The organism is Paenibacillus pabuli NBRC 13638 (assembly GCF_001514495.1).
Classification (GTDB): Bacteria; Bacillota; Bacilli; order Paenibacillales; family Paenibacillaceae; genus Paenibacillus; species Paenibacillus pabuli.
Genome location: NZ_BCNM01000011.1, coordinates 24,388 through 50,992 on the forward strand (window position 1 = coordinate 24,388; position 26,605 = coordinate 50,992).

At 48.1% G+C, this 26,605-nt stretch carries 22 protein-coding genes; 18 read left to right on the forward strand and 4 right to left on the reverse strand.

The window, feature by feature from the left end; genetic code table 11:
• Positions 1–94 precede the first annotated feature (94 nt).
• A complete protein-coding gene (gene cax / locus PPA03S_RS15620) occupies positions 95–1,204 on the reverse strand; it encodes a calcium/proton exchanger (protein ID WP_411835284.1) in 1,110 nt (369 codons plus the stop codon).
• 145 nt (positions 1,205–1,349) lie between these two features.
• Between cax and PPA03S_RS15625 the strand changes: the two genes are divergently transcribed.
• Positions 1,350–1,712: an Asp23/Gls24 family envelope stress response protein gene (locus PPA03S_RS15625; protein WP_024631137.1), complete on the forward strand. Its 363-nt coding sequence runs from the start codon at positions 1,350–1,352 to the stop codon at positions 1,710–1,712.
• Positions 1,713–1,871: 159 nt separating this feature from the next.
• On the opposite strand, the gene ftsW is transcribed toward PPA03S_RS15625, so the two are convergent.
• Together ftsW and PPA03S_RS15635 are read right to left on the reverse strand one after the other, a co-directional pair.
• On the reverse strand, positions 1,872–3,155 hold the full coding sequence (gene ftsW / locus PPA03S_RS15630) for a putative lipid II flippase FtsW (RefSeq protein WP_062324244.1): 1,284 nt from the start codon (positions 3,153–3,155) through the stop codon (positions 1,872–1,874).
• Positions 3,156–3,168: 13 nt separating this feature from the next.
• Entirely contained in the window at positions 3,169–3,516 is a 348-nt protein-coding gene (locus tag PPA03S_RS15635; protein WP_053784292.1) for a YugN family protein, read from the reverse strand.
• Between the two features lie 212 nt (positions 3,517–3,728).
• On the opposite strand from PPA03S_RS15635, the gene PPA03S_RS15640 reads away from it, so the two are divergent.
• The 8 genes from PPA03S_RS15640 (at position 3,729) to PPA03S_RS15675 (ending at position 12,281) form a co-directional block, all read left to right on the forward strand.
• On the forward strand, positions 3,729–4,898 hold the full coding sequence (locus tag PPA03S_RS15640) for a M20 family metallopeptidase (RefSeq protein WP_062324245.1): 1,170 nt from the start codon (positions 3,729–3,731) through the stop codon (positions 4,896–4,898).
• A 203-nt stretch (positions 4,899–5,101) separates the two neighbouring features.
• Positions 5,102–6,775: a DNA repair helicase XPB gene (locus PPA03S_RS15645; RefSeq protein ID WP_062324246.1), complete on the forward strand. Its 1,674-nt coding sequence runs from the start codon at positions 5,102–5,104 to the stop codon at positions 6,773–6,775.
• A gap of 54 nt (positions 6,776–6,829) precedes the next feature.
• Positions 6,830–8,680, forward strand: a complete 1,851-nt coding sequence (locus tag PPA03S_RS15650) for a helicase-associated domain-containing protein (RefSeq protein ID WP_062324247.1) — start codon at positions 6,830–6,832, stop codon at positions 8,678–8,680.
• 135 nt (positions 8,681–8,815) lie between these two features.
• Positions 8,816–9,253: a YlbF/YmcA family competence regulator gene (locus PPA03S_RS15655; protein WP_062324248.1), complete on the forward strand. Its 438-nt coding sequence runs from the start codon at positions 8,816–8,818 to the stop codon at positions 9,251–9,253.
• 87 nt (positions 9,254–9,340) lie between these two features.
• Positions 9,341–9,604, forward strand: coding sequence for a YlbG family protein (locus PPA03S_RS15660; RefSeq protein WP_062324422.1), 264 nt, complete (start codon positions 9,341–9,343; stop codon positions 9,602–9,604).
• 214 nt (positions 9,605–9,818) lie between these two features.
• Complete coding sequence (locus tag PPA03S_RS15665; RefSeq protein WP_062324249.1) at positions 9,819–10,256, forward strand: hypothetical protein; 438 nt, start codon at positions 9,819–9,821, stop codon at positions 10,254–10,256.
• Positions 10,257–10,391: 135 nt separating this feature from the next.
• On the forward strand, positions 10,392–11,318 hold the full coding sequence (locus PPA03S_RS15670; RefSeq protein WP_062324250.1) for a selenium metabolism-associated LysR family transcriptional regulator: 927 nt from the start codon (positions 10,392–10,394) through the stop codon (positions 11,316–11,318).
• Between the two features lie 102 nt (positions 11,319–11,420).
• Positions 11,421–12,281: a PHP domain-containing protein gene (locus PPA03S_RS15675; protein ID WP_062324251.1), complete on the forward strand. Its 861-nt coding sequence runs from the start codon at positions 11,421–11,423 to the stop codon at positions 12,279–12,281.
• 181 nt (positions 12,282–12,462) lie between these two features.
• Here PPA03S_RS15675 and PPA03S_RS15680 read toward each other — a convergent pair whose 3' ends face one another.
• Positions 12,463–14,229 (reverse strand): Rqc2 family fibronectin-binding protein, encoded by a 1,767-nt coding sequence (locus PPA03S_RS15680; RefSeq protein ID WP_062324252.1) that lies wholly within the window; start codon positions 14,227–14,229, stop codon positions 12,463–12,465.
• Positions 14,230–14,546: 317 nt separating this feature from the next.
• On the opposite strand from PPA03S_RS15680, the gene PPA03S_RS15685 reads away from it, so the two are divergent.
• The 9 genes from PPA03S_RS15685 (at position 14,547) to priA (ending at position 26,524) form a co-directional block, all read left to right on the forward strand.
• The gene (locus tag PPA03S_RS15685; protein WP_062324253.1) at positions 14,547–17,399 is read left to right on the forward strand and encodes a calcium-translocating P-type ATPase, SERCA-type; all 2,853 of its coding nucleotides are present in this window, start codon (positions 14,547–14,549) and stop codon (positions 17,397–17,399) included.
• Positions 17,400–17,532: 133 nt separating this feature from the next.
• Positions 17,533–18,366, forward strand: coding sequence for a diaminopimelate epimerase (dapF, locus tag PPA03S_RS15690; RefSeq protein ID WP_062324254.1), 834 nt, complete (start codon positions 17,533–17,535; stop codon positions 18,364–18,366).
• Between the two features lie 176 nt (positions 18,367–18,542).
• On the forward strand, positions 18,543–20,432 hold the full coding sequence (locus PPA03S_RS15695; RefSeq protein WP_062324255.1) for a bifunctional homocysteine S-methyltransferase/methylenetetrahydrofolate reductase: 1,890 nt from the start codon (positions 18,543–18,545) through the stop codon (positions 20,430–20,432).
• A gap of 19 nt (positions 20,433–20,451) precedes the next feature.
• A complete protein-coding gene (locus tag PPA03S_RS15700; protein ID WP_062324256.1) occupies positions 20,452–21,351 on the forward strand; it encodes a YicC/YloC family endoribonuclease in 900 nt (299 codons plus the stop codon).
• Between the two features lie 50 nt (positions 21,352–21,401).
• Positions 21,402–21,662, forward strand: coding sequence for an extracellular matrix/biofilm regulator RemA (remA, locus tag PPA03S_RS15705; RefSeq protein WP_006209218.1), 261 nt, complete (start codon positions 21,402–21,404; stop codon positions 21,660–21,662).
• Between the two features lie 13 nt (positions 21,663–21,675).
• A complete protein-coding gene (gene gmk / locus PPA03S_RS15710) occupies positions 21,676–22,248 on the forward strand; it encodes a guanylate kinase (RefSeq protein ID WP_024631121.1) in 573 nt (190 codons plus the stop codon).
• A gap of 154 nt (positions 22,249–22,402) precedes the next feature.
• Positions 22,403–22,618, forward strand: a complete 216-nt coding sequence (rpoZ, locus tag PPA03S_RS15715; protein ID WP_024631120.1) for a DNA-directed RNA polymerase subunit omega — start codon at positions 22,403–22,405, stop codon at positions 22,616–22,618.
• Positions 22,619–22,737: 119 nt separating this feature from the next.
• The gene (gene coaBC, locus PPA03S_RS15720; protein ID WP_062324257.1) at positions 22,738–23,973 is read left to right on the forward strand and encodes a bifunctional phosphopantothenoylcysteine decarboxylase/phosphopantothenate--cysteine ligase CoaBC; all 1,236 of its coding nucleotides are present in this window, start codon (positions 22,738–22,740) and stop codon (positions 23,971–23,973) included.
• A 1-nt stretch (position 23,974) separates the two neighbouring features.
• Complete coding sequence (priA, locus tag PPA03S_RS15725) at positions 23,975–26,524, forward strand: primosomal protein N' (RefSeq protein WP_062324258.1); 2,550 nt, start codon at positions 23,975–23,977, stop codon at positions 26,522–26,524.
• Positions 26,525–26,605: the final 81 nt, after the last annotated feature.

Below are 26,605 nucleotides of genomic sequence, written 5' to 3' on the forward strand. Positions count from 1 at the left end.
GGGGGCGAAGAGATAAATAAAGAGGCAGCCCGAAAATGTATTTTCGGGCTGCCTCTTACGCTAAATGGTCTAAGACGGGAAAAGGCTGAGCGGGTTACACCAAGAAGAACGATACGCCCAGAATGATATACACGACGAGCAGGAGCAAACCTTCGTACCAGTTCGTGGAACCGTCCTGAGTGATGGACTTGGCTATGAACACCGATACACCGATGGCAACCAGCTCAATCGTTGTAAAGACAATATTCATCGTGTTACCCATGAAATAACTGACAAAAATCAGAACAGGTGCAACGAAGAGTGCGATTTGCAAACTGCTTCCGACTGCGATTTCCACGGCGGCACCGATCTTGTTTTTCATGGCAAGCATGATGGCTGCACTATGCTCGGCGGCGTTACCGATAATCGCAACGAGGAATGCCCCGACAAACAGCTCACTCAGGCCAAACTGTTCAGTGAACACTTCAAGCGTACCTACAAGCCATTCACTGACGAAAGCAACCATGACTGTTGCCAGAACGAGATAGAGAATTGATTTTTTCTTCGACCATTCTGGTGCATGTTCATGTGGTAATTCTTCATCCCCATCCTCTGTGACATCGGCGAGATAGTTCTTGTGAGTCACCATGGAGAAAAGCAACCAGGCTATGTAGGCGAGGATCAGCAATCCTGCGACAATGAGACTGAGTGTATTCGTATCCTTCTGTGTAATGGAATGGGTGTTCAGGAAGACGGCTGGAATAAACAGAGCAATGATGGCAACAATCATCAGGGAGCCGTTCAGACCTGCAAGCGATACATTGTAATTCTGAATTTTGAATTTGAGCCCTCCGGCAAAAATACTTAAACCGAGCACCAGCAGCAGGTTACCGATAATAGAACCAGTCAAACTGGCTTTCACCATGTCGAATAGTCCTTCTTTAACCAGAAAAATGGCGATAATCAACTCGGCAGCATTGCCGAAGGTCGCATTCAGAAATCCGCCCAGCCGCTGACCGGCATAATGGGCCACATTTTCGGTAGCCTTGCCTAAAAAACCGGCTACGAAAATAACCGAAATGGCTGATATCACGAACTGTAGAATCGAATCCCATTTCATGTAGTGGGCGACGGCGCTGAGTGCAAAAGTGACAATCAGCAGAATGGATGAAATCCGGTTTCTCACAACAAACACCTCGGTTAACTGATTATTTTGTTTGAACATCATCATAAAAATTCGTATGAGATTATTTTCATATTTCAATATAACCAAATCGTAGTAGGTTGTAAACGCATCTTTTTGAGTTTAATTTGCTTTTTGGGGTGGAAAGGATTTAAAATACGAGTAACGAAGTGAAGGAGGATGTGGCATGGCAGAACAACTTCAACTGGAGGGCGGAAACATCCGGATTGCCGATGACGTAGTGGCGAAAATTGCCGGAATGGCTGCGATGGAGACGCCCGGAATTGCCGCAATGTCTGGAGGATTGTCAGAGGGCTGGGCCAAGCGCCTGAGCGGTAAAAACGTACAGAAAGGCGTAGGCGTCGAGGTCGGCCAGCTGGAAGCAGCCATTGATCTGCGCATCATCGTCCTGTACGAGACACCGATTCATGAAGTTTCCCGCATGCTCCAGCAGAATGTACGAGAAGCGGTAGAGACCATGACCGGATTACGTGTTGTTGAAGTTAATGTAAAGGTAGAAGGCGTATCTTTCAGAGGCGACGACCTGTAAACTTTAACAATCCGTAATGAAGAACAACGGTACATCTGCCGATTCTTCATCGAGATAAACAACACCAAAAAGACTTCGCACCCGAATAGGATGCGAAGTCTTTTTGCTTGCTTTCATTTGGACTTGGTTCATAAACCATTCGTTTCACGTTGCTCCCATTTACCGAATTCGGCGGATCGAATCCCGTGAACGAAGCGCTGGAGAGGTACGTGATGTCTGAACTGTCACTGACTTCGTTTTCTCTTCCTTGATGACGTCCAGATTATTAGTGCGTGAGATGCTAAGCAGGATGCCCATCGCCACCATCATCACAAAGAGTGAGGTACCGCCATAACTGATAAACGGGAGAGTAACCCCTGTCACCGGAATGGTTTGCGTTACGCCCCCGATGTTGATAAATGCCTGGATTGCAATCAATCCCATAATCCCTATACCGACCAGCGTCCCGAATGGATCGGGACAGCGGAGGGATACGATAATTCCTCGCCAGATGAAGTACAGGTAGACCAGCAGAAACAGGACACTTCCAAGAAAACCAAGCTCTTCCCCAATCACGGAGAAAATGAAGTCATTATAGGCATTCGGCAAATAATGCAGCTTCATCGTACCTTGCCCGATACCAGAACCGGTGATGCCCCCATCCCCAATCGCAACCAGGGAGCGATAAAGGTTAAGGCTTCCTCCTGTTTTCTCGGATAATGGATCAAGGAACGCATGAATCCGATCGATTTTGTAGTTCTGTGTTGCTTCTGTAGCTGGGCCAGTTGTCGTATCTGGAGTAGATACGGAGGAGAACAGGGCGTTTGCTCCCAGCGCCAATGCTCCTCCCAGCACAACCAGCAGAATGGAACCCATAATATGTTTCATGCTGGCGCCGCCTGCATAAATGACAAGGCCGCATGTAGCCACGAGTATGAAGCATGTACCAAAGTCGGGTTGCAGCATAATCAGTCCGGCGATGAACCCGACAATGACCAGCACAGGAATATATCCGGTCTTGAGATCCCTGAAGCGTTCCCCTTTTTTGGTGATCAATGCAGCAAGGTACAGAATAATAGCAATTTTGGCAAACTCGGCAGGCTGGACACTGAATCCAAAGATGCGAATCCAGCTTCGTGCACCGTTCAACATCGCGCCTGAAACCAAAACAACCAGTAGCATCACCGTGGTGAAGAGGAAAAAGGGTGCATAAAGTTTTTTGTATTTGTTAAATCGGATATTCATGGCAAAAAACATGCCCACTAAACCGATAACCGCCCACATAAGTTGTTTTTTCGTGAAGAACAGGGCATCATTGTTAAAATTTTTGTTTGCAATTGCAATGCTGGAACTGGAGCTGAACACCATCACCAGTCCGAAGCCCACCAACAATAAAGTGAGGATTAGCAGTTGGAAATCCGGCGTGCCTCTCTTCGTTTTCGTTTGGGCCGTTTGTTGTTTCATGATTCGGCCCAGCCTATGCTTCCAGCAGTTCTTTAAGCTGCTGTAATTTTTGGGCCGCCAGCTTCACGACTGGCTGTGGTACGGTAGAGTCATAATCGAGACCATGCGGGAAGGTTGCTTTTCCTAGATAAACAGCTTCAACCGCGAGAACCGTATCCGGTTTTTCGAGTTTGCCATCGATCGCACGGGTATTAATACGTACAAAGTATTCCGATTTGGTTTGTTCGTCTTCAATTTTGTAGTCATATGTAGCACGGTAATATTCCCATTGCCACCGGACAAATCCGACTTTCTCGGCGCTCTCATCCAGGTATGCCAAGTCGCTCTTCAAGCCATCCAAGCCTGTATTCTCAAAAATCATAAGCGTCTGATCCTCCTCATAAGCTTCCGAGAGTATAAATCTCGTTCTTTTCTCTAGTTTATGATAGTATGTTTCCCCTTCCCGTGCAAGCTTTGCAGGGGTCATTCGTATCGGTTTTCTTCCAATTCTGCTACAATATACAGCAATAGGTTTCAAGAGGAAGGTTCGGGCTTGATGAAAGTCCCGTTCAGAGAGCGAAAGGATGGGGAGACATGACAAATAATATATGGTGGAATGACTTGCAAATCCACATGGTAGAATGGCGTCGTCATCTTCATCGGAATCCTGAGGTTTCCTTTCATGAGGAGAAGACATCCTCTTTTGTAGCGGGTATGCTGGAGAGCTTTGGCGTTGAAGTGAAGCGTCACGTGGGCGGACATGGAGTTATTGGAACCCTTCGGGGGGACGAGCCAGGGCCTGTCGTGATGCTTCGAGCAGATATGGATGCACTTCCGATCCAGGATGAAAAGGACGTTGAATATGCATCACAACAAGCAGGAGCTATGCACGCCTGCGGCCATGATGGACATGTATCCATTTTGCTGGGAACGGCACTGTATTTTAGTCGCCATAAACATGAGATCAAGGGTGAGATACGCTTTTTGTTCCAACCTGCTGAAGAATTGCTTCCGGGTGGAGCGCTCAAGGTTATTGCAGACGGTGGACTGGAAGGGGTGGACGTCATCTATGGCATTCATCTGTGGACCCCGCTTCCTGTAGGCGTGGCTGCGAGTACACCAGGACCGATGATGGCAGCGGCAGATGACTTCTATATTGAGATCAAAGGAAAAGGCGGACATGGCGGCATGCCACAGTCCACAGTGGACAGTCTGGTGGCCGGTTCTGCACTGGTGATGCAGTTGCAGACGGTGGTCAGTCGCTCAGTGGATCCCTTGCGTCCAGCGGTATTGACCATTGGCACAATGCAGGCGGGTTCTGCGCAGAATGTCATCGCTGAACTATGCAAATTGACGGGGACGGTGAGAACCTTCGACGAAGAGACGCGCAGTGTCATGAAAGAACGTGTGCATTCGATCGTTGCTCAGACAGGAGCAATCTACGGTGCAGAGACTCAGTTGAACTATATTATGGGGTATCCTCCAGTCGTCAATGATGAGCAGGAAACAGCGCGTTTCTTCAGGGAAGCAGCGGACGTATTCGGGGCAGACTCTGTACAGAAGTCACCCATGATGATGCCCGCTGAAGATTTTGCTTATTATCTGCAGCAGATTCCTGGCTGTTTTATGTTTGTCGGAGCAGGGAATCCGGAGAAGAATGCGATTTATCCGCATCATCATCCGAAGTTTGACTTTGATGAAGATGCCATGCAAAACGCTGTAAAACTATTTATTGCCATGGCTAAGGGGTATACAGCCGAATGATTTGAATGCAGATGGGCATCCTATTCATACCAAGGTATGAGCAGGGTGCTTTTTTTTTGATATGGTCTTTCTAGAGTTAAGTTAAGGCGGAGCTGCCGCAGTGTAAGGTTCATTTTCGGGAAGACACCGGACCGGAATTGGACTTTTTGTGATGCCTCTTATTCGGAGGAATAGATATTTTTTTCAATTAGGGAGGAAGCGGAATGGAGAAAACGGATGCCTGTATTGTTCAGCGGGATTTTACAGTATTGCTTGAAGTGGGCCATCCCGGATTTGATGAGGCTAGAGCTCAACTGGGGATGTATGCTGAACTGGTAAAGACACCAGCAGCTTTTCATACCTACCGAATCACGGCCTTGTCATTATGGAATGCCGCTGCCCTCGGATGGAGTGCTGATCAAGTGATTGCGAGTCTGGAATCAGTGTCCCGTTGGAATGTTCCTGCCGCCCTGATCCAGGATATCCGAAGAATTGTAGATCAGTATGGAAAGTTAAAATTGCAGCCTGAGGCTGGGTTGGGCAAAATGCGTCTTGTCAGTGATGATGAGCGATTGCTGGATGAGTTAAGTGGCATGAAGACGATCTCGGCTTTCCGGATGGAACGTATCGATCCCCATGAACTTGTGTTGGGAGGGGAGCAGCGCGGATTGCTGAAGCGCGAATTGACCCGGTTGGGTTATCCGGTGCTGGATTATGCAGGATACAGAAATGGAACAAATCTTCCATTTGGTTGGCGAGAGGATACAAGCGCGGATTCAGGAAAATTCGAGCTGCGTCCTTACCAGCGAGACGCTGTGAATGCTTTTGAAGGCAGCGAGGGTATGGGAGGAAGTGGTCTGCTTGTGCTGCCCTGCGGAGCAGGCAAGACGGTTATTGGATTGGCCGTATTGGAACGTCTGCAATGTGAATGCCTTATTTTGACCTCGAACACCACGTCCGTGCGGCAATGGATGGAGGAATTACAGAATAAAACAACCATAACCAGTGAACAGATTGGAGAGTATTCCGGTCAAAAAAAACAAGTGAGACCTGTGACTGTGGCTACATACCAGATTCTTACGCACAGAAAGTCCAAGGATGCTGATTTTACCCATATCAAATTGCTCAGTGAACGTCAGTGGGGGCTCATTATTTATGATGAGGTACACTTGCTGCCAGCACCTGTATTTCGAGCTACGGCAGATATTCAGGCTACACGAAGGCTGGGATTGACTGCAACATTGGTGCGTGAAGATGGTTGTGAGCAAGATGTATTTTCACTTATTGGTCCGAAGCTATATGACATGCCATGGAAAGAGTTGGAGCAGCAAGGCTGGATTGCTGATGTACAATGCCAGGAGATACGTGTTCCTTTTTCAACTGAATGGAGATCTAGTTATTTGGAAGCAGAGGTAAAACATCAATTTCGTATTGCGGCCGAAAACCCTGCCAAATTAGCTGTAATCCGAAAGATTCTGGAACGTCATCAGGGGTTGCCATCTCTTGTCATTGGACAATATTTGAATCAGCTTGAAACCATTGCCCGGGAAATTGATGCTCCACTTATATCTGGTACGATGTCTCAGCAGGAGCGAGTTAAATGGTTTGCGGCCTTTCGACGGGGTGAGATCAAAACAATTGTCGTATCCAAGGTCGCCAATTTTGCTGTAGATTTGCCTGATGCGGCTGTTGCACTCGAAATATCTGGAAGCTTCGGCTCAAGACAGGAAGAGGCGCAACGACTGGGTCGAATTCTAAGACCGAAGTCTGGTGAAAATAAAGCTTATTTCTATGCGCTTGTATCGGAAGACAGCAAGGAACAGGAGTTTGCATTACGTCGTCAGATGTTCCTGGTTGAACAAGGATATGAATACGAGATTGTTCATGAGTTACAATGAGTTATCCGTGTTCATTTCCGTGTCTAAAATAAAAGAGAAAGGATTGGTCAGCCCATGAATCATACACAGGACCTTCTGGATATGAGTTTGTTCAACGAGCTTTCGTGTATGGAGCAGAGGGTACTTGGTGCGATTTTTCACAAACAAGCCGGACAACCTTTTTCCGCCATGATGTCAACAGCAGAGTGGGCTTCAATAGGTCTCAGCAGAGCAGAAGCGATAACCACATTTATAACACTTCGGCAAAAAGGATGGATTGAAGCCGTGCTCAAAACGTGGGGCGAACGGCTTTATTACATACCTCATTCTTTGCTTCCTTTGATGACGATAGCCTATGCAGACCGGGTTGGACACTTCCTGCAACAAAAGGTGGACGTGGCGCCGGATGAGATTGCGATAAATAACTCCAGGTCTTGTCATGAAATTCAGGTGATCCGAGAGGGAAAACCCGATATTGCGGCAGAGCTTCTACACATATTGGCTTGGATCGTTAGAGAAGGCCAGGACCAGGGACTTCCTCTCACTAGCAAAGGGACTGTTCATAAGAAAATAGTCAAGCAATTAAGCCGGATCACGATGCTGGATCTTGAAGATTTTGCTGGATTGGATATTCGCTACACTGATATGGATGTATACCCGGTTCATGTTGCTGTTATGGTTGATGTGCTCCTCAGTCTGGGTTTAATTGAAAAGAGCCATAACCGGATATATGTATCCATGGATCGTCTGAATCACTGGTTGTCATTGTCGTGGCCTTCCATGCATCGGGTAATTTATAACGTATGCATGGACCGATACGGTGCAGCCGAGCCAGTACTTCAGCACTTTCGCTATCAATTAATGTTACTTGCTCCAGCCTCCAATGTTTGGTTCGCTATCGCAGCAGGGACTCCAGACAGGGATTGGTTAAAAGAAGGGATGGATATTAAAGAAAAAGTACGAGGGTGGCTTGATCTTATGGCAGCGTTTGGCTATGGCGAAGTAGGTGAGACTTCCGAAGGAGGATTGCATTATCGCTGGTTGATTGAACCGGTCATTTTGTTAGACTCGGGTAATGACGGGACAATGGATTCAGGAAACCAAACCTTTTTTGTGCAGCCTGACTTTGAAATTATTGTTCCGCCAGATATTCCTCCGCAGGTGCGCTGGAACCTGGAGATGATTTCAGAGCTTACAAGTCGTGACCGGATGTCTATATATCGGGTGACAAAGGAACGGATCATCGCTGCATCAGAGATCGGTTTCACTACAGATGTTATAGTCAGCTTTCTTGGACGGTATGCCGGATCAGGTTTGCCTGAGCATGTGAAACTGGCCATACAGCAATGGGGAAAAGAAGTAACTCCCATGCAAGCAGACGCTGGTCAAAATACCGGTCTAACGGACAAGGTCGAAGAAGCGAAGAACATGAATGGATGGATTTTTGATTTTAGACAAGAGTTATCTGAAAAGCGGAAGAGGATGGAAATAGTACAAACTGTTGATGAATCCATTGCAGGACTTGAGCAGGGAAAGGAACTCTTTTATGTGCGTGGTCGTGAGGGACTCATTGAAACAGGCTCTAATCTGCATCTTTATGATCAGGACAAGTCGATTACGGAGCAATCAGGTCTTTTTCCCGGGTATGGAGAGATTCCGGAGGTATGGCACAACCAGTGGAGAGGGTATCATATGTCCACAGCCCGTCAGATTGCAGCAAAAGCGATTGAATGGCAGACCAAACTGGGCCTGAAGCTGGACAACGATATCGTTTATGTTATTCCGGATCAGATTCACGGTTATGAAGATTGGACACTAACAGGATGGCATTCATCCGACATTGGTGTACATCCCGTACGGCGTACATTTACCCCCTCCGAATGGAGCGAGATACGTCTGATCATCCCTGAACAACCGAAAACATGAATCTGCTCTATATTGCCGATTCCCTGTTCCCCGGATTTCTATTTGCAGGAAAAACTCTTCTTAACTATTCGGGGATATGCTATTATGAAATAGTCTACTTTACGTAGAACTTTATATATAGATAGGATGAATTTCATGAGCGTAGCGGAAATGAACACGGTCGATATGGCCCAAGTGTTAACGGGCGCATATGAACTGGGCGACATGATTAACCAATCTGCCGAAGTATCGGATTATTTATATTGGAAGCAGCAAGTGGAGACGAACCCTGAAATTCAGGCGGGTATACGCAAGCTGAACGCCAAGAAGGAATTATTTGAAGAAACCCAGCGTTTTGGTCATTTTCACCCGGACTATCACGCGGCGAAAGATCAGGTTAAGGCGTTGGAGCTGGAGTTGGAAGGATTTGAGGCGGTAGCGCGTTTCAAACAAGCGGAGAAATCGCTGGATGAGATGTTGTTCCAGATGTCAGAGACGATTGCTTTCGCAGTTTCAACAACGATTAAGGTACCAAGTAATGATCCAAATCCGAAAGGCGGCTGTGGAAGCGGCGGCAAATGCGGTTGCAGCTAGGGAATAATGATAATTCAATAGACTCATGATAGACCGGACCCTTTTGAGGCTCCGGTCTCCATTATAGAAAGGGGCGGGGAAGCGATGATGTTTGCGGAAAGGACAGGATTTATTATTTGGGTCAGTGATTTGAAAGCGGCTCGTAATCTCGAAAAGTATGGCACCGTTCATTATATCTCCCGCCGTATGCATTATGTGGTCATGTATGTTAATGCAGATCGAGCTGAAGATACAATGAAAAATGTAAACAGGCTTTCCTATGTGCGCAAGGTCGAACGTTCCTACCGGAATGAAATTAAAACAGAGTATGCCAGCAAAACGATGGACAAAACGAGTTTTTACGGAATATAACGAATCGTCATGTTGGGACAGTGAACTTGTTGCCACTGTTCAATTCGAAATGATGAACACAGAGGGGCCCTACGGGGCCGCTCTTTTATTGAAATAGGCGTAAAACGGCTTTTGTGAAAAATCTGAACTTACGACTTGAGGTTGCGGGACTTATGTTGTAATATATTGGGTAAAGAAATAGATAGAAAGTCCTATCTGGTGGAGAGTGATTCCCATGCGTGATAAGGTGATGCAACGTTGGAGCACCTACGAGCCTTTTTTTGTGGCTCTTGGAGACAAGAAAGTGGCCGACATCGTCATTACCCATCATGCTAAAGTGCGGTACGCAGACCGTATTGAGCCGACACGTAATGATGATGACCATATTGCGGCATGGTTATGGGAGTGTCTGAAGCAGGACCGTATTACACCATACTACCGTAATGAGCAGGATGTCTACCTAATTGACGAAGATCTGGTCGTGGTTGCTGAATTTTCCGAACTTGAAGGGGAATATGATATTGCTGGCAATCCGCTTCATAAGATGATTGTAGTTACGTTTCTGGGGAAAATGTCCGAGACCATTGAATTACGTGATCTGAAATCGTATTATTCATGGCTGAGGCATTCAAGACGAATGACTCTTGTTAAGAACAGTCGCAAGCATAAGTAGGTTCGGAATTATCCATATTTTCTGAAATATTTATAGATTCAGGCTACATCGCATGCAGACAAGCTGCATGCTTTTTTTGTTGTAATTATAGAAATCGGCTACAATGGGGAAAGCGTACAGAAGAGGGGCGAAGATATGAATTTTCATCAATTGCATATTTTTTATACCGTTGCGGAGAAGGGGAGTTTTTCAGCTGCTGCGCAAGCACTACATATGACACAACCTGCGGTGACGATGCAGATTCAATCCCTTGAGGATTACTTTGGCACTAAGCTGCTGCTCCGTTCGACCAAAAAAATAGAATTGTCCGAGGCTGGACAAACATTATTACCTCATGCAAAACGAAGTGTGGAACTCGTTAGACAGACCGATGAGGCGATGTCTGCGTTCACACAAATGCTGCAAGGACGATTGCAGCTCGGGGCAAGTTTGACGATCGGTGAATATGTATTGCCACGGATGCTGGGGCCATTTGCCCGTCAATACCCGGATATCTCCATCGTTATGAAAGTAATGAACACAACGCAAATTATGGATGATATTTTGAAACATCAGCTTAACTTTGGTTTGATCGAAGCGCCGGTTCACCACCCGGACATGATTGTAGAGCCGGTCATGCAGGATGAACTGAAGCTGGTGGTTCCGGCTGGACATGCTCTGGCAGATCGTGGGGAAGTGGAGCTCGAAGAGGTACTGAACTATGCATTTGTGCTGCGGGAAAAAGGTTCGGGTACCCGTCAGGTCATGGAAGACCAGCTGCAGAAGAGAAATATTGATCCCCAGGACATGAATGTGGTGATGGAGCTTGGAAGTACGGGGGCTGTGAAATCTGCCGTGGAAGCGGGAGTGGGAATTACAATGTTATCTCCCTCATCTGTCCAACATGAACTTGCCCTTGGACTGGTGCATATCGTGGATATTCGTGGACTTGAGTTCAAACGGCAGTTCTATGCCATACATCTGAAATCTTCCTTGCTTCCCTTGTCGGCAGTAGCCTTTTTGAATTATTTGCGTCAACAGGAGCAGGCAGCGTTAGAAGGGTCGATGGAGAAGAGGAAATAAATGCGGTTGCTGGACAAGTGCATGATAGATCCGAGATTGGTGGAATGCAATCAATTGCAATCGTTTGACCTGTAATGAGCTGATTAAAGGGAGCTGTTATTTATGAGTCATTATCAAGGACGTTGTGACCTTCATACCCATAGCCAGGCTTCAGATGGAATGCAGCCACCTGCCGAGAACGTTAAGCTTGCCAAACAAAGGGGCTTGTCTGCAGTTGCGCTGACAGATCACGATACAGTAGCGGGTGTAGCCGAGGCACAGCAGGCTGGCCGCGAGTATGGTATAGACGTTGTGGCCGGAGTAGAGATTAGTACCCGGGCTGGTGGCAAGGATATTCATGTGCTGGGGTATTATGTGAATACAGAAGATGAGAAATTTCTGGAGCGGCTGCACGGGCTTCGGGAAGCGAGGGAAGAACGCAATCATCGGATCATTGCCAAGCTGCAGGAGCTTGGACTGGACATCAGCTGGCAGGAGGTCATTGAGGGCCTTGGCCGACCGCTGGAGCCGGATGAAAGCATCGGTAGACCTCATATGGCCGATGTGTTGGTACGAAAAGGATATGCAACGGATATGAGGGATGCGTTCAATCGTTATCTGGCTGAAGGCCAACCGGGCTTTGTGTCGGTTCCCCGAGTTGCACCGGAAGATGCATGCCAGTGGATTAAAGATGCGGGTGGTGCTGCTGTTATCGCCCATCCTGGTTTATACGGGGACGATGAATTGGTTCGTCATATTATTGTGGACTCCAACCCTGACGGCATTGAAGTGGTTCATTCCGATCATGGGCCCGAAGAAGAGCACAGATATGCGGAACTGGCACGGGAATTTGGATTAATTCAAACAGGCGGATCGGATTACCACGGAGTAAGGCAAGGAGTTGTTTTCCACGGGGATCTGGGCAGCAAAACCGTAACCATGGATGTGCTCGATAAACTCCGGGCTGCAGCCGGAAAGTCTTAAGTTGAAATATCTTTCTATGTCTTTTTTAATCCATTTGATTTAAAATCTGACGACATACTCTTGCATTAATGTAGCCATATTCAGATCGTAGTGTGATGACACGCTTAAAAACAAAAAATCCCCCAAACAGAGGCTGTTTTGGGGATTTTAAGCTGCCTAAAAGAATGAGGTTATTCATTCCTTATCCATTTTTGATCGTGGCTGGCAAGCTCTTAACCAATTCTTCGTTCGGCGTCACAAACAGGGTCTTCTGGTGGTCATAAATGACGAAGCCTGGTTTGGAGCCACTTGGCTTGCGTACATGTCGGATAAAGGTGTAATCCACAGGCACACTGCTGGATTCTTTGGCCTGGCTGAAGTATGCCGCCAATTGTGCAGCTTCTTCCAGGGTTGCTTCGCCAAAGTCAGTGCTGCGAATGACGACATGTGAACCCGGGATGTCTTTGGTATGCAACCAGGTGTCATTGGACGAAGCCAGACGATTGGTTACGTACTCATTTTGAAGGTTGTTTTTGCCTACAAGAATATCAATACCTTCCGAAGAAGTAAACTGATGCACCGTTGGGCGGTCGTTTTTCTTTTTCTTCTTGCCTTTTTTGTTGCGGTCGCGCAGATAACCCTGTTGCACAAGCTCCTCGCGAATTTCCTCGATATCGTTCATGGATGCGATGGACAGCTGCTGGAGCAGATTATCGAGATACTCGATCTCATCTTTCGTTTTTCCAAGCTGCTCATGGATGACAGCCAGGCTGTTCTTGTATTTATTGTATCTTTTGAAATAACGCTGCGCGTTGTCAGATGGTGTAAGCAATGGGTCAAGCTGAATGGTAATGTTGGCTTGATCTTCATCATAGAAGTTTACCAGCTCCACACTTTTGTCCCCTTTGCTGACTTGATGCAGGGAAGCGAATAACAGCTCACCCCATAATCTGAATTTATCCGCATCGTCGGCTTCCAGCAAATCCTTGTTCAGGTTGTCCAATTTTTTAATGTTTTTGCTGCGCTCGTTTTGCAGAAAACGCAGCAGATCGCTCACTCTTTGCTTGACCGTATCCCGCTCGGCCTTGTCTCCGTAATAATCCTCCATACACTTACTCATCGTGTCATAGGTTTTCTCTGCGTCCTGAATGCTTTGAAGCTGAACCGCCGAGAAAATCATTTTGCCTTTGGCATTCAGCCCGGTCACAGGGGTGTAGTTGTGGTCTTTTACGGGCCCCATCACGGACGCAAAAGCAATCCACAGCGCATCGGCTTCGATGCTAGCCTTATCTTCATTTACAGCTTGATCAGCTCCTCGAGGGGCTGGCACTCGGGAGGCAATCTCTCCGGCGATCAGCGGGCTAAGACCGCTGAATGAATTCACCAACCAGCGAGAGGCATCTTCTTCAGTAGCAGTATAGCTATTTTGGAATTCAGTGCTGTTTATTTCCAGCGGATTGCTTTTATGTTGTTCTGGCGGTTCTGTGTACGAAAATCCCGGCATGATAACCCGGTAGCTACTGATCGACGGAGTCACATGGTGAATACCATCCAGGATGGTTCCCGTCATCGGATCGACCAACACAATATTACTGTGACGCCCCATCAATTCAATGATAATCCGTTTGACTGAAACATCACCCAACTCGTCGCGCTGACGCACGTCGATATGAATGATCCGCTCCATGCCAATTTGACGAATCTCCTCAATAATTGCTCCTTCACAGTGTTTCCGCAGCAGCATGCAGAACATGGGAGCTTCCGTCGGGTTAACAAACGTTTTCTCCGTAAAGTGTACACGCGGATACGTTGGGCTGGCAGAGATAAGCAATTTGCTATTCCCGCGCTGAGCCCGAAGGGTCAGAACTACATCATGGCCGTTAGGCTGATGAATTTTGCTAATGCGTCCGCCAATGCAGCCTTGCAGTTCATGTACGATGGCTCGTGTTACGATACCGTCCAATGCCATTTTTTTCAACTTCCTCTCTATCTATAACTGAAACGGGCAACCGGTATATGTAAAAAGAACAGAACCCGTTGCAGATTCGTCGTCGTTTGCATTGCAAAATCGGATTGCTACTGCACATATAACCGCAGACCTTTATTTTAGCTTATTCTGTCCATCAGGGAAAGGATTCGCCTTTCGGTGCTAATCGGGGCCCTGTCCGAATACATATAGAGCAGGTAGTTTGTCCGGCATAGCGTACAGCCTGTGGATTAGCATAGCCGGTGATTCAAGGGTGAGGTTTTACAGAGGAAATACAGACTGGGAGGGAATCTTGAAGCATGGAACATACCAAGTGGCACCAACTAAGCGTTGAGGAGCTTCGTAATACCCTTGGCGTAAGTCCGGAGGAAGGGTTAACCGAAGAAGCTGCACTGGAGAAGAGGAAAGCTGTCGGTTCGAATGAACTGAGCGAAGGCAAGCGCATATCTCCAATTACATTATTGCTGAATCAATTTAAGGATTTTATGGTTCTGGTATTGATGGGAGCCACGCTGGTATCCGGATTGCTTGGAGAGTATCTGGATGCTGTAACGATTGTTGCCATCATCGTACTTAATGCCATCCTTGGTTTTGTACAGGAATTCAGGGCCGAGCGTTCGCTTCGTGCACTGAAGCAGCTGTCGGCACCGCTTGCCAAAGTGCTCAGGTCTGGTCAGGAAGTGCAATTGGCAGCCAAGCAGCTGGTTCCAGGGGATATTGTTTTTGTGGAGAGCGGGGACCGCATACCAGCCGATGTACGCTGGCTGGAGACGAACAGCCTGGACGTTGAGGAATCCGCATTGACCGGTGAATCGGTTCCTGTAAGCAAACATTGTAATTCCATTGCTGCTGAAGACGTACCGCTCGGAGACCAGAAGAATATTGGATTCATGGGGACGATGGTCACTCGTGGCACTGCCAAAGGTGTGGTGATCCGTACAGGGATGGATACCGAGATGGGCAAAATCGCTGATCTGATCCAAAACACGGAGGAACAGGAAACACCACTCCAACACAGGCTGGAACAATTGGGTAAAATTCTGATTTTTGTCGCGCTCGGGTTAACCGTCATGGTTGTTGTTGCAGGTATTCTGCATGGACAACCGGCAGTAGGTATGTTTCTGGCAGGGGTCAGCCTAGCGGTGGCCGCCATACCGGAGGGTCTGCCGGCCATTGTAACCATTGCGCTGGCCCTTGGTGTACAGCGGATGATTAAGCGAAAAGCCATCGTACGCAAGCTTCCATCCGTCGAAACTCTTGGTTGTGCATCGGTCATCTGTTCGGACAAGACAGGCACATTGACCCAGAACAAGATGACCGTTACGGATGTCTGGCTGGAGGGGCGCAGCATCAAGGTAACTGGAGACGGTTATGCACCGGAAGGACAGATGCTGGAGAACGGTCGTAACGTCGAACTAAAGAGTGATCAGACCTTGCGCAGGCTGCTCCAGATTAGCGCATTATGTAACAATGCAAGTATTATCGAGACTGTTTCGGATGAGATGCGGAATAAAAAGAAAGGAAAAGAATCGAAAAAGGATAGTAAGAAAGCTGCAAAGAATGATCATGCTAAGGAAATGGTCAAAGAAGACAATGTGATATGGGAGCTGAAAGGTGACCCTACGGAAGGAGCACTTGTAACCCTGGCTTCCAAGATGGGGCTCACCCCTGCAGGACTGAAAGAATTATATGCACGTCAGCAGGAATTCCCGTTCGATTCGGATCGGAAACGGATGTCTGTTCTGGTTCAACATCAGGGTGGTCGTATGATATATACGAAAGGTGCACCTGATGTACTGATTGGACAATGCAGCTACATTTTGTGGGAAGGCAATGTGGTGCCTTTCACGGGGACATTGCGCCAGAAGGTTATGGCAGCTAACGAGAGTATGGCCGGGTCTGCGCTGCGGGTTCTTGGAATGGCTTATCGCGATGTGAGGCCGGATGAAAAAGTGGATAATGAACATGCTGCGGAGAACCAGCTCGTCTTTGTAGGGCTGACAGGCATGATTGATCCACCGCGACGAGAAGTACGGGATGCGATTGCGACTTGTCGCAGAGCAGGCATACGTACCGTTATGATTACGGGTGACCATGGCACCACAGCAGAGGCCATCGCCCAGCAGTTGGGTATCCTTCAACGGGGTGGGGCTTCTCTTAGCGGCCAGCAATTGGCAGGCATGACGGACGAGCAACTGGATAAACAGGTGGAGGGCATTTACGTGTTCTCACGGGTATCGCCTGAGCACAAACTGCGTATTGTAAAATCATTGCAGCGCAAAGGGCATGTCGTAGCGATGACCGGTGATGGTGTTAACGATGCACCAGCCATCAAAGCGGCAGACATCGGTATTGCGATGGGAATCACAGGCACGGACGTGACGAAGGAAGCATCAGCGTTAATCCTGAGTGACGATAACTTTTCTACGATTGTGGCTGCGATTGAAGAAGGCCGTAATATTTATGAGAACATCCGAAAATTTATCCGTTATTTGCTGGCATCGAATGTGGGCGAGATTTTAACCATGTTTTTTGCGATGATGATGGGCTTGCCTTTGCCGCTCGTGCCAATCCAGATTCTATGGGTCAACCTGGTGACGGATGGATTGCCGGCCATGGCACTGGGTGTGGATCAACCGGAAAAAGATTTGATGGAACACAAGCCGCGCGGCGCCAAGGAAAACATTTTTGCCAGACGACTGGGCTGGAAAATCGTCAGTCGGGGTGTATTGATCGGACTTTGCACACTTGGAGCGTTCTGGCTCACCCTTCAGGCTGCGCCGGATCAACCGGGTCAGCTCATTAAAGCTCAATCCGTAGCGTTTGCTACACTCGTTCTGGCACAGCTCATCCATGTATTCGACTGCCGTAGTTCCCGCTCCATTTTTCACCGGAATCCACTGCAAAACAAGTATCTGGTTCTGGCAGTCATTTCATCCATTGTGCTGATGCTGGTGGTCATGTATGTGGAGCCATTACAGCCGATCTTCAAAACCGTACCGCTGGGCATGCGTGAATGGGCCATTTCCATCGTTGCCGCAGGCATTCCAACCTTCCTGATGGGTGCAGGCAGCGTGTGGGGAGGTCGTCGCAACCGTCGCCGCATGGGCCCTGGGCGCTTCGTACCGAAAAGTACAAAGTTTTCGGCATAAAATCAATAGCAATTCCTTATCGTTTTCGTTATGCTATCCTCAAAATGATTCGAGGCAGGTCCCTCGGCATTTTGCAGGATAGCTTTTTTTATAACGCTTTGGCAGCAGACTGCCAAAAGGAGTGGGCAAGGTTATGGAATTTACGAAAATGCATGGACTCGGCAACGATTTTATTGTTGTGTTTGGAGAACAACAGCTTCCGGCTGATGCGGCAGAATTGGCTGTAAAATGGTGCAACCGTTTCTTCGGCATCGGCGCGGATGGCCTGGTTTATATACTACCTTCAGAGAAGGCGGATTTTCAGATGCGCATCATGAATTCGGACGGTTCCGAAGCAGAGCAGTGTGGAAATGCCATACGCTGTGTATCGAAATATGTATATGATCATGGTCATGTGACCCAGGAACAGATTACGATTGAAACCATCGGTGCAGGTGTACAACCCGTAAGCCTGAACATTCGTGATGGTAAAGTGGAAACCGTTCGTGTGGATATGGGAGAGCCCATCTTGGACGGGCTCCAAGTTCCAACAACCGTGGATGCCAATCCGGTGGTGGATCATTCTATTGAAGCGAACGGACAGGAGTTCAAATTTACGGCTGTATCCATGGGTAACCCCCATGCAGTCATCTATGTGGATGATGCCGTGAATTTTGATCTCACCACATGGGGGCCAGTTCTGGAGGTTCATCCCATGTTCCCCAAAAAAATGAATGTGGAGTTTGCAACAGTTCGCGATCGCGGATATGTGGACATGCGTGTATGGGAACGCGGCGCTGGGCCAACCCTTGCCTGCGGAACCGGGGCTTGTGCAACACTGGTATCCTCCGTTCTGAACGGACACACGGATCGTACAGCAGTGATCAGCCTTAAGGGTGGAGACCTTCATATTGAATGGAACGAAGTTGATAATCACGTATACATGACTGGACCCGCTGAAGTTGTGTTTAAAGGAGTCACTTCGTAAGAGGACGATTTAGATGAAGAGGCCTGAGGGCCTCTTTTTTTGCAGTTATAGGCATTCCTGCTTGTTCAGATGGTTATGGAGACTTAATTTCTCGGAAAACCTGTGTTTTTCTTCGTTCCGGGACGTTTTTTGTGTTACATTAGTATGAAATGATCAGCCAGGCGGGGGGAAAAGGGATGAAGGCGGATTTGCGCAGTGTAATGCAGGAACGGGTTCTCATTGGGGATGGGGCGATGGGAACCTTCCTGTATCAGATGGGATTCCCGGTAGGGATTTCATATGAAGAGTTAAACTTGATTTCACCAGAAGTGGTGGCAGATGTACATCGTCGTTATCGCGATGCGGGTACGGAAATTCACGAAACCAATACGTATTCTGCCAATTACGATAAGCTGTCCAAGTTCGGTCTGGAATCCAAGGTCGAGGATGTCAATCGTGCCGGTGTCCGAATCGCCAAAGAAGTCGCTGGAGCAAATGGTTATGTTCTCGGCGCAGTTGGCTCTATCCGTGGAGGAAAGCGGACGAACGTATCAACGAGTGAATTGAAGCGTTTCTATCAGCAACAGATTTTTGCACTGCTGGATGAAGGAGTGGACGGCATTCTGCTCGAAACCTTCTATGATATCGAGGAAATGGATATCGCCCTTTTGCAGGCGCGCAAGCTAAGTGATTTGCCGGTCATTGGACAGTTCGCTGTTGAGGATGTTGGGCATACACTGGATGGGTATACGATGCCTGAGGCCTTCCGAATCATGCGTGAGCAAGGGGCTGACGTCATCGGTTTCAACTGTCGTTCTGGTCCAAACGGAATTATGCGGGCGATGGAAACGGTGTCGGGTCGTATCGGTATTCCCATGTCTGTCTATCCGAATGCGGGGGCAGCGGACTATGTAGATGGTCAGTTCCGTTATGGGGCGTCACCGGAATACTTCGGGCAGACCGCAGTGCAATTTGCTGATCTGGGCGCGCGTATTATCGGGGGCTGCTGTGGTACGACACCAGACCATATCACGGCCATTGCCCAGGCTCTTGCGGAATATACACCTGCTCCTATACTGGAACCTGATCCATCCGAGTCCAAACCTCGTATTATCCTGCATGAGAATGTAGATGAACGTTCCGGACGAGGTGGACAGCCGACGATTGTGGATCTGGTCAAACAGCGCCATACGGTCATCGTCGAACTTGACCCGCCGCGTGATCTCGATATAGCGAAGTTCATGAAAGGGGCCGAGACACTGAAAGCAGCTGGTGCTGATGCGCTAACGTTGGCTGACAATTCTCTTGCGGTTACCCGGATGAGCAATATGGCTCTCGGTCATCTTGTTCAGGATCGCACAGGATTGCGTCCGCTGGTACATATTGCCTGCCGTGACCGGAATCTGATCGGGACACAGTCACACATGATGGGATTTGACGCGCTAGGCATTAACCATGTACTGGCTGTAACTGGTGACCCTGCACGATTTGGCGACTTGCCTGGATCAAGCTCGGTATATGATCTGACTTCTTTTGAAATTATACGTATGATTAAGCAGTTGAACGACGGTGTGTCCTTCTCCGGTAAACCGCTCAAGCAGAAGGCCGGATTTGTTATTGGTGCCGCATTTAACCCAAATGTGAAATATCTGGATAAAGCTGTACAGCGGCTGGAGAAAAAGATTGCTTCCGGAGCCGACTATATTATGACGCAACCGGTGTACGATCCTGAATTAATTGTAGCCATGCATGAGGCGACCAAGCACTTGGATGTGCCCATTTTTGTGGGAGTTATGCCACTTGCCAGCGGTCGAAACGCAGAGTACCTGCATAATGAGGTTCCGGGTATTCAGCTGTCGGATGAAGTGCGTTCCCGGATGGCAGGTCTTGAAGGCGAAGAAGGCCGGGCCATGGGTGTGAAGATTGCCAAAGAGCTTCTGGATGTAGCTACGGAATATTTCAAAGGAATCTATTTAATGACTCCGTTCATGTTCTATAGTATGACGGCCGAACTGACCCAATATGTCTGGGAGAAATCAGAGCATCAATGTCCTACTTGTTTCAACCCTAATAATCAATTACAATAGTGTAACGGATGTGATGCCGATGTCATTCAGTATGACCGGATACGGTCAATCCGCCTTTCATTTTGGAGGCTATAAGGTACAGTTGGAAATCAAGTCTGTTAATCATCGTTATTGCGAAGTGATGATGCGTCTCCCGAGAGAGTGGACGTGTTATGAAGACGGATTGAGGAAAAAGGTACAGAGCCGATTAAAACGTGGGCGGATTGATGTTTATGTGATGAAAGAAAAAGATGAAGACCAGGCTCTTCCCGCTGTTCTGAATGAGCAGGCGGTCAGGGCCTATCTTCAGGCCGCAGAGCAATTGGAAAGCCGCTATGGCTTGCAGGGCAGACCGAGTATTATGGATATGCTGGCACTTCCAGAAGTCATGGTACATTCGGATGGGACAAGTTCGATTCCGGAAGAACAGAAAGACGAATGGGAGCGTGTCCTGCAGCAGGGGTTGGAAGAGGCTTTGTCCAGTCTGGAGCAGATGCGCGCTCGCGAGGGTCTTCATCTCGCCAGTGATCTGGAGCGACGAGTCAGTCGTCTGGAATCACTGCATACCGAGATGCTTGCTCTTGCGCCGACTGTGGTGAGCGATCATCGCAACAAGTTAAGACAAAGGCTTACGGAAATGCAGGAAGAAGGCTCTTTCCCTTTTGACGAGCATAAATTAGGTATGGAAATTGCTATGTTTGCCGATCGTTCTGACATAGAGGAAGAGCTTACGCGTCTACTGAGTCACTTTGGACAGAGCAGGGAGCTGCTGAAGAGTGATGAGCCAGTAGGCCGCAAGTTGGACTTTCTTATTCAGGAGATGAATAGGGAAGTTAATACGATTGGATCAAAAGCCAACCATTTGGCTCTGGTGAACCGTGTTGTCGAGATGAAGGCGGAACTGGAGAAGATTCGTGAGCAAGCGGCGAATATCGAATGAACGGTCATTTTCGGCAAAAGAGTCGCATGTATAGGGGGAAGAACCTGATTATGGCAATCAAACTCATTAACATTGGATTCGGTAACATCGTATCGGCGAACCGGATTATATCCATCGTGAGTCCGGAATCGGCGCCGATCAAGAGAATTATACAAGAGGCAAGAGATCGTCATATGCTGATAGACGCAACGTACGGAAGACGTACTCGTGCCGTTATTATTACGGATAGCGATCATGTCATTCTGTCTGCGGTACAGCCAGAGACGGTCGCCCATCGTCTTTCTTCGAAAGATGATGATAACGACGAATAAAATGGAGTGTAATATGTCTAAAGGATTACTGGTTGTGTTGTCCGGCCCATCTGGGGTCGGGAAGGGTACAGTATGCAGCGCTTTGCGCAAACGGGTGCCGGAATTGATTTATTCTGTATCGGCAACGACTCGTCAGCCTCGTCTGGGAGAGGAACATGGCGTCAACTATTTCTTCAGAAGCCATGAAGAATTTCTGAACATGATTGCTGAAGATCAATTGTTGGAACATGCAGAATATGTAGGGAACTATTACGGAACACCGCGTGATTTTGTGGAGAAAACGATTAATGAAGGCCGGGACATCATTCTTGAGATTGAAGTTCAAGGCGCATTGAAAGTGAAAGAGAAGTTCCCTGAAGGGATCTTTGTATTTCTGCTGCCTCCTTCATTGGACGAGCTTAAAGATCGCATTCAGGGCCGTGGTACGGAAAGTCAGGCGACGATTGATCACCGGATGTCCGTCGCGGTAGATGAGATCAGTCTGCTGGAGCAGTACGATTACGCTGTCGTTAATGACGAAATTGATTTGGCGTGTAAACGAATAGAAAGCATCATTATCGCCGAACATTGTAAGATCAATAAATAATCCATTTCCGCTAAGGATTGCGATAATCAGTGGAGCTGCTGTCATAGGATATAGGTAGAGCAGCTCCAGTCTGGTTAACGTGGTCAGACGGTTCATCATGATCCGTCAGGTGGTGCATTGCGATTATACTAATGCAAAGAGGTGTTTTGTAAATATGCTGTATCCTTCTATTGATGAAATGATGAACAAAGTTGACAGCAAGTATTCGCTTGTTGTTGCCGCTTCCCGCCGGGCCAGACAGCTTCGTGAAGGTGAGAAAACGGATTTGAGAAATGCCAGATCCCATAAACAGGTTGGCGTTGCACTCGAAGAAATTTATGGTGATCTGCTCGTTGTCATCAAAGGACAGGACGAAGAGGAAGAAGAGTAAGCCGCTAGCGGCACTCTTCAACTGCATAACGGCGCAAGCCGGATTTATTTGACAACCGCGAGGTTGTTATTTTTTTCTCTATTCATCCTTATAATGTCATATATATCGGGGGAATAACCATGTTGAACGGTAAAAAAATCGTACTTGGGGTGACTGGCGGCATAGCCGCATACAAGGCGGCGACATTGTGCAGCAGGCTGGTGCAAAAAGGGGCGGATGTCCATGTCATCATGACGGATTCCGCGAAACAGTTTATTACCGAATTAACGCTTCAAACTTTGACCCGAAATGTGGTATATAGTGATACATTTGATGAGCGGGAGCCTTCCGTTGTCTCTCATATTCATCTGGCGGATATGGCCGATCTGGTATTGGTTGCTCCGGCAACAGCCAATGTTATTGCCAAAATGGCGCATGGCATGGCCGATGATATGCTCACAACGACCTTGCTTGCAACGACGGCTCCCGTGATGATCGCTCCGGCGATGAATGTACATATGTATGATCATCCGGCCGTTCAGCACAACATGTGTCTGCTCACCGAACGGGGAACCATGATGATTGAGCCGGGGGAAGGGCAGCTGGCTTGCGGGTATGTTGGTAAAGGGCGTCTGGAAGAGCCGGAGACCATTGTCGATGTGGTCGAACGCTTCTTTGAACAACAGGAGTCAGCGAAACGGGAACGTCATGAACAAAATTCTTTGTTAAGTGGGAAGAAGGTTGTGGTCACTGCAGGAGGTACCATAGAACGCATTGATCCGGTGAGATATATAACCAACGATTCCTCTGGAAAAATGGGTTTTGCCATTGCAGCGGCAGCGCGTGATCTGGGGGCAGATGTAACCTTAGTTATGGGGAATACCCAGGTTCAGCCACCAGCCGATGTACATGTGATCCCGGTGCAGTCAGCGCAGGATATGTATGATGCGGTAGCAGGTGAGTGGGATGATGCAGATATCGTGGTTAAGGCCGCAGCTGTTGCGGATTATCGTCCCAAGGAAGTGTACACGGAGAAAATCAAGAAGAAAGGCGATACATTATCGCTTGAACTTATTAAAAATATAGATATTCTTGAAACGCTGGGCAAGCTGAAGAGCCATCAATTTTTGATTGGTTTTGCTGCGGAGACAAATTCATTAGAAATGTATGCACGTGAGAAACTGGAACGGAAAAACTGTGATCTGATCGTAGCCAATGATGTCACCCGTGCGGGTGCCGGATTTGGAACAGATACCAACGCGGTGCACATTTATGATCGTGAAGGGTTGGTGGAAGAGCTTCAGGTGGTGGCGAAGGAAGAGGTCGCCCGCCGGTTGCTTTCGATTGCGGCGGAGCGCATTGCCGGGAGGAATTAGTATGGAAATCGCCAAGGTCATTGTCGATGTTCCTGTGAAGCAGACGGATCGGCCTTTTGACTATCTGGTGCCGGAATCCATGCGTGAATGGATTGAGATTGGCAGCAGGGTAGGTGTACCTTTTGGTCATCGGACGGTACAAGGTTTCGTCGTTGATCTGGTGCCTCGCACGGGCACGGAGTCTTTCAAACTCAAGCCGATTCAGGAACTGTTGGATATCGTTCCACCGTTATCTGAAGATTTGGTTGAATTGGCCGAATGGATGAGTGAACGTTATGCCAGCAACCGCATTTTGTCTTTACAAGTCATGGTACCGACTGCACTGAAAGGGAAAGCAGAGCGTTATATCTCACTTGGAGATGCCCTCGACGGACAAACGGCAGGTTCGGAGACCGGTGAAGAGGTTCTATTTGTATGGGGAGAGGAATCGACGACAGAGAAAGTGCAGCAGGACATTATTCGTTTTGTGAAGAGTCGCGGACAGGTCCCACTGCAACAACTCAGTCGGAAGTATCCCAATCATGCGATGCTGATCAAGAAGCTGTTGCTAAGCGGTGTGTTACTGGAGAGCCAGGCGATTAAGGACAAGCTGAATAAAAAAACGATGAAGTCCATTAATCTGGCTGTGGATGTGGCAGCTGCGGAAGAGGCATTGGCTTCGTTCCCGGCAAAGGCGCAACGGCAGAAGGAAGTTTTGGCTTTTATGCTGGAAATGAAAGAACTGCTGCCGATGGCAATGAAAGCATTGTTGTCCACCCTTCAGGTATCAGCGGCTACAGTCAAAGGGCTTGAGGAGAAAGGGTTGGTTGTGACGGAGGACGTCGAAGTCTTTCGTGACCCTTATCAGGGCCGTACGTTTCGTGCGACCGAGCCATTGAAACTGACCGACGAGCAGCAGCATGTCTATAACCATATTAATGGTCGATTACAGGAAAGGCGCCACGGCGTCTTTTTGCTTCATGGTGTAACAGGCAGCGGCAAGACGGAAGTATACCTCCAGACCATTCAGCGCTGTATTGAACAGGATCGGCAGGCCATTGTGCTTGTACCCGAGATTGCATTGACACCGCAGATGGTTGAGCGTTTTAAAGGACGTTTTGGTGATCAGGTTGCCGTAATGCACAGTCGTCTGTCTGGTGGAGAGCGTTATGATGAGTGGCGTAAAATTCGGGAAGGTCAGGTGAAGGTTGCCATTGGCGCCCGTTCTGCAGTCTTTGCTCCATTTAGTCGTCTGGGTCTGATCATTATGGATGAGGAGCATGAGACATCATATAAACAGGAAGAAACCCCGAAATATCATGCCCGTGATGTAGCGGTAAAAAGAGCCCAGCAGCATCAGGCAGTCGTTGTCCTGGGTTCAGCAACACCTTCATTGGAAAGTTACTATGCTGCCCGTTCGCAGAGCAATGATGATTTTGCACCACTGTTGTTGGAAATGCCTACCCGTGCATTGGGCAATAAGCTGCCGGAGGTACGGATTGTTGATATGCGTGAAGAGCTGAAGGATGGAAATCGCTCGATGTTCAGCCGTGCCTTGCACAAAGGGCTGGAAGAACGGCTGGAACGCGGGGAACAGACTGTGCTTCTGCTGAATCGACGCGGCTATTCCACCTTTGTCATGTGTCGCAGTTGTGGATACGTCGCAGGCTGTCCCGAGTGTGATATTTCATTAACCTATCATCAGCGCTCCAACAATCTTCGTTGTCATTATTGCGGATATGCGGAAGCAGCGCCCGAAGTGTGCCCGGATTGCGGCAGCGAGCATATTCGATATTTCGGTACAGGTACACAGCGGGTAGAGGAAGAGTTGGCGAAGCTGTTCCCGGGTATTCGCGTCATTCGGATGGATGTGGATACGACCAGTGAAAAAGGATCACATGAGAAACTGCTGAAGCAATTTCGTGAGAAAAAGGCGGACGTATTGCTCGGCACCCAGATGGTTGCCAAAGGGCTTGATTTTCCAGATGTCACCCTGGTTGGTGTCATTACAGCAGACTCGGCACTCAATTTGCCAGATTTCCGGGCAGCCGAAAAAACATTTCAACTCCTTACACAGGTAGCGGGCCGTGCAGGCCGGCATCAACTTCCGGGTGAGGTCTTTGTTCAGTCCTATACCCCAGAGCATTATTCGATTGGGCATGCGAGCCAGCATGACTATGTTTCGTTTGTCCGTGAGGAACTGCTGCATCGGCGTAATCTGCAGTATCCGCCGTACTGTCGCCTGATTTTGGTGACCTTCTCGCATGAGCAGCTTCCGGTATTGATACGGTTAGCCGAAAACTATACACGAATACTGAAGGAAAAGGCTAATGCTGCCGGATGGCTGGGCAGTCTTGATCGTTTCAGCAATGAAGCCTTTGATGTGCTTGGACCGGTAGCATCGCCTATTCCTCGGATCAAGAATAGATACCGATTCCAATGTATGATAAAATGGCGGGGGGATGTCGACGCCATCGGCCTGGCGCTTGCGACGGCCCGGCGCATGGACGACGATGTTCAGGCGCAGAAGCTGCAAATTAGTCTGGATGTAGACCCGCAAATGTTAATGTGAGCATTTGTAGTAAAATGCGGATGTAAACAAGCGGTATAAACATAGATTAAAAACAACATGAATGATGGCTCAATTCTTTAA

What these genes read in the sequence shown, in the direction of transcription:
- ftsW (WP_062324244.1), bottom strand. Translation starts at nt 3,155, where the DNA reads ATGAAACAACAAACGGCCCAAACGAAAACGAAGAGAGGCACGCCGGAT.
- cax (WP_411835284.1), bottom strand. Translation starts at nt 1,204, where the DNA reads ATGTTCAAACAAAATAATCAGTTAACCGAGGTGTTTGTTGTGAGAAAC.
- PPA03S_RS15695 (WP_062324255.1), top strand. Translation starts at nt 18,543, where the DNA reads ATGAAGGCGGATTTGCGCAGTGTAATGCAGGAACGGGTTCTCATTGGG.
- PPA03S_RS15635 (WP_053784292.1), bottom strand. Translation starts at nt 3,516, where the DNA reads ATGATTTTTGAGAATACAGGCTTGGATGGCTTGAAGAGCGACTTGGCA.
- remA (WP_006209218.1), top strand. Translation starts at nt 21,402, where the DNA reads ATGGCAATCAAACTCATTAACATTGGATTCGGTAACATCGTATCGGCG.
- PPA03S_RS15685 (WP_062324253.1), top strand. Translation starts at nt 14,547, where the DNA reads ATGGAACATACCAAGTGGCACCAACTAAGCGTTGAGGAGCTTCGTAAT.
- PPA03S_RS15665 (WP_062324249.1), top strand. Translation starts at nt 9,819, where the DNA reads ATGCGTGATAAGGTGATGCAACGTTGGAGCACCTACGAGCCTTTTTTT.
- PPA03S_RS15625 (WP_024631137.1), top strand. Translation starts at nt 1,350, where the DNA reads ATGGCAGAACAACTTCAACTGGAGGGCGGAAACATCCGGATTGCCGAT.
- PPA03S_RS15680 (WP_062324252.1), bottom strand. Translation starts at nt 14,229, where the DNA reads ATGGCATTGGACGGTATCGTAACACGAGCCATCGTACATGAACTGCAA.
- priA (WP_062324258.1), top strand. Translation starts at nt 23,975, where the DNA reads ATGGAAATCGCCAAGGTCATTGTCGATGTTCCTGTGAAGCAGACGGAT.
- PPA03S_RS15650 (WP_062324247.1), top strand. Translation starts at nt 6,830, where the DNA reads ATGAATCATACACAGGACCTTCTGGATATGAGTTTGTTCAACGAGCTT.
- PPA03S_RS15645 (WP_062324246.1), top strand. Translation starts at nt 5,102, where the DNA reads ATGGAGAAAACGGATGCCTGTATTGTTCAGCGGGATTTTACAGTATTG.
- PPA03S_RS15675 (WP_062324251.1), top strand. Translation starts at nt 11,421, where the DNA reads ATGAGTCATTATCAAGGACGTTGTGACCTTCATACCCATAGCCAGGCT.
- gmk (WP_024631121.1), top strand. Translation starts at nt 21,676, where the DNA reads ATGTCTAAAGGATTACTGGTTGTGTTGTCCGGCCCATCTGGGGTCGGG.
- PPA03S_RS15655 (WP_062324248.1), top strand. Translation starts at nt 8,816, where the DNA reads ATGAGCGTAGCGGAAATGAACACGGTCGATATGGCCCAAGTGTTAACG.
- PPA03S_RS15670 (WP_062324250.1), top strand. Translation starts at nt 10,392, where the DNA reads ATGAATTTTCATCAATTGCATATTTTTTATACCGTTGCGGAGAAGGGG.
- coaBC (WP_062324257.1), top strand. Translation starts at nt 22,738, where the DNA reads ATGTTGAACGGTAAAAAAATCGTACTTGGGGTGACTGGCGGCATAGCC.
- PPA03S_RS15700 (WP_062324256.1), top strand. Translation starts at nt 20,452, where the DNA reads ATGTCATTCAGTATGACCGGATACGGTCAATCCGCCTTTCATTTTGGA.
- PPA03S_RS15640 (WP_062324245.1), top strand. Translation starts at nt 3,729, where the DNA reads ATGACAAATAATATATGGTGGAATGACTTGCAAATCCACATGGTAGAA.
- PPA03S_RS15660 (WP_062324422.1), top strand. Translation starts at nt 9,341, where the DNA reads ATGTTTGCGGAAAGGACAGGATTTATTATTTGGGTCAGTGATTTGAAA.
- dapF (WP_062324254.1), top strand. Translation starts at nt 17,533, where the DNA reads ATGGAATTTACGAAAATGCATGGACTCGGCAACGATTTTATTGTTGTG.
- rpoZ (WP_024631120.1), top strand. Translation starts at nt 22,403, where the DNA reads ATGCTGTATCCTTCTATTGATGAAATGATGAACAAAGTTGACAGCAAG.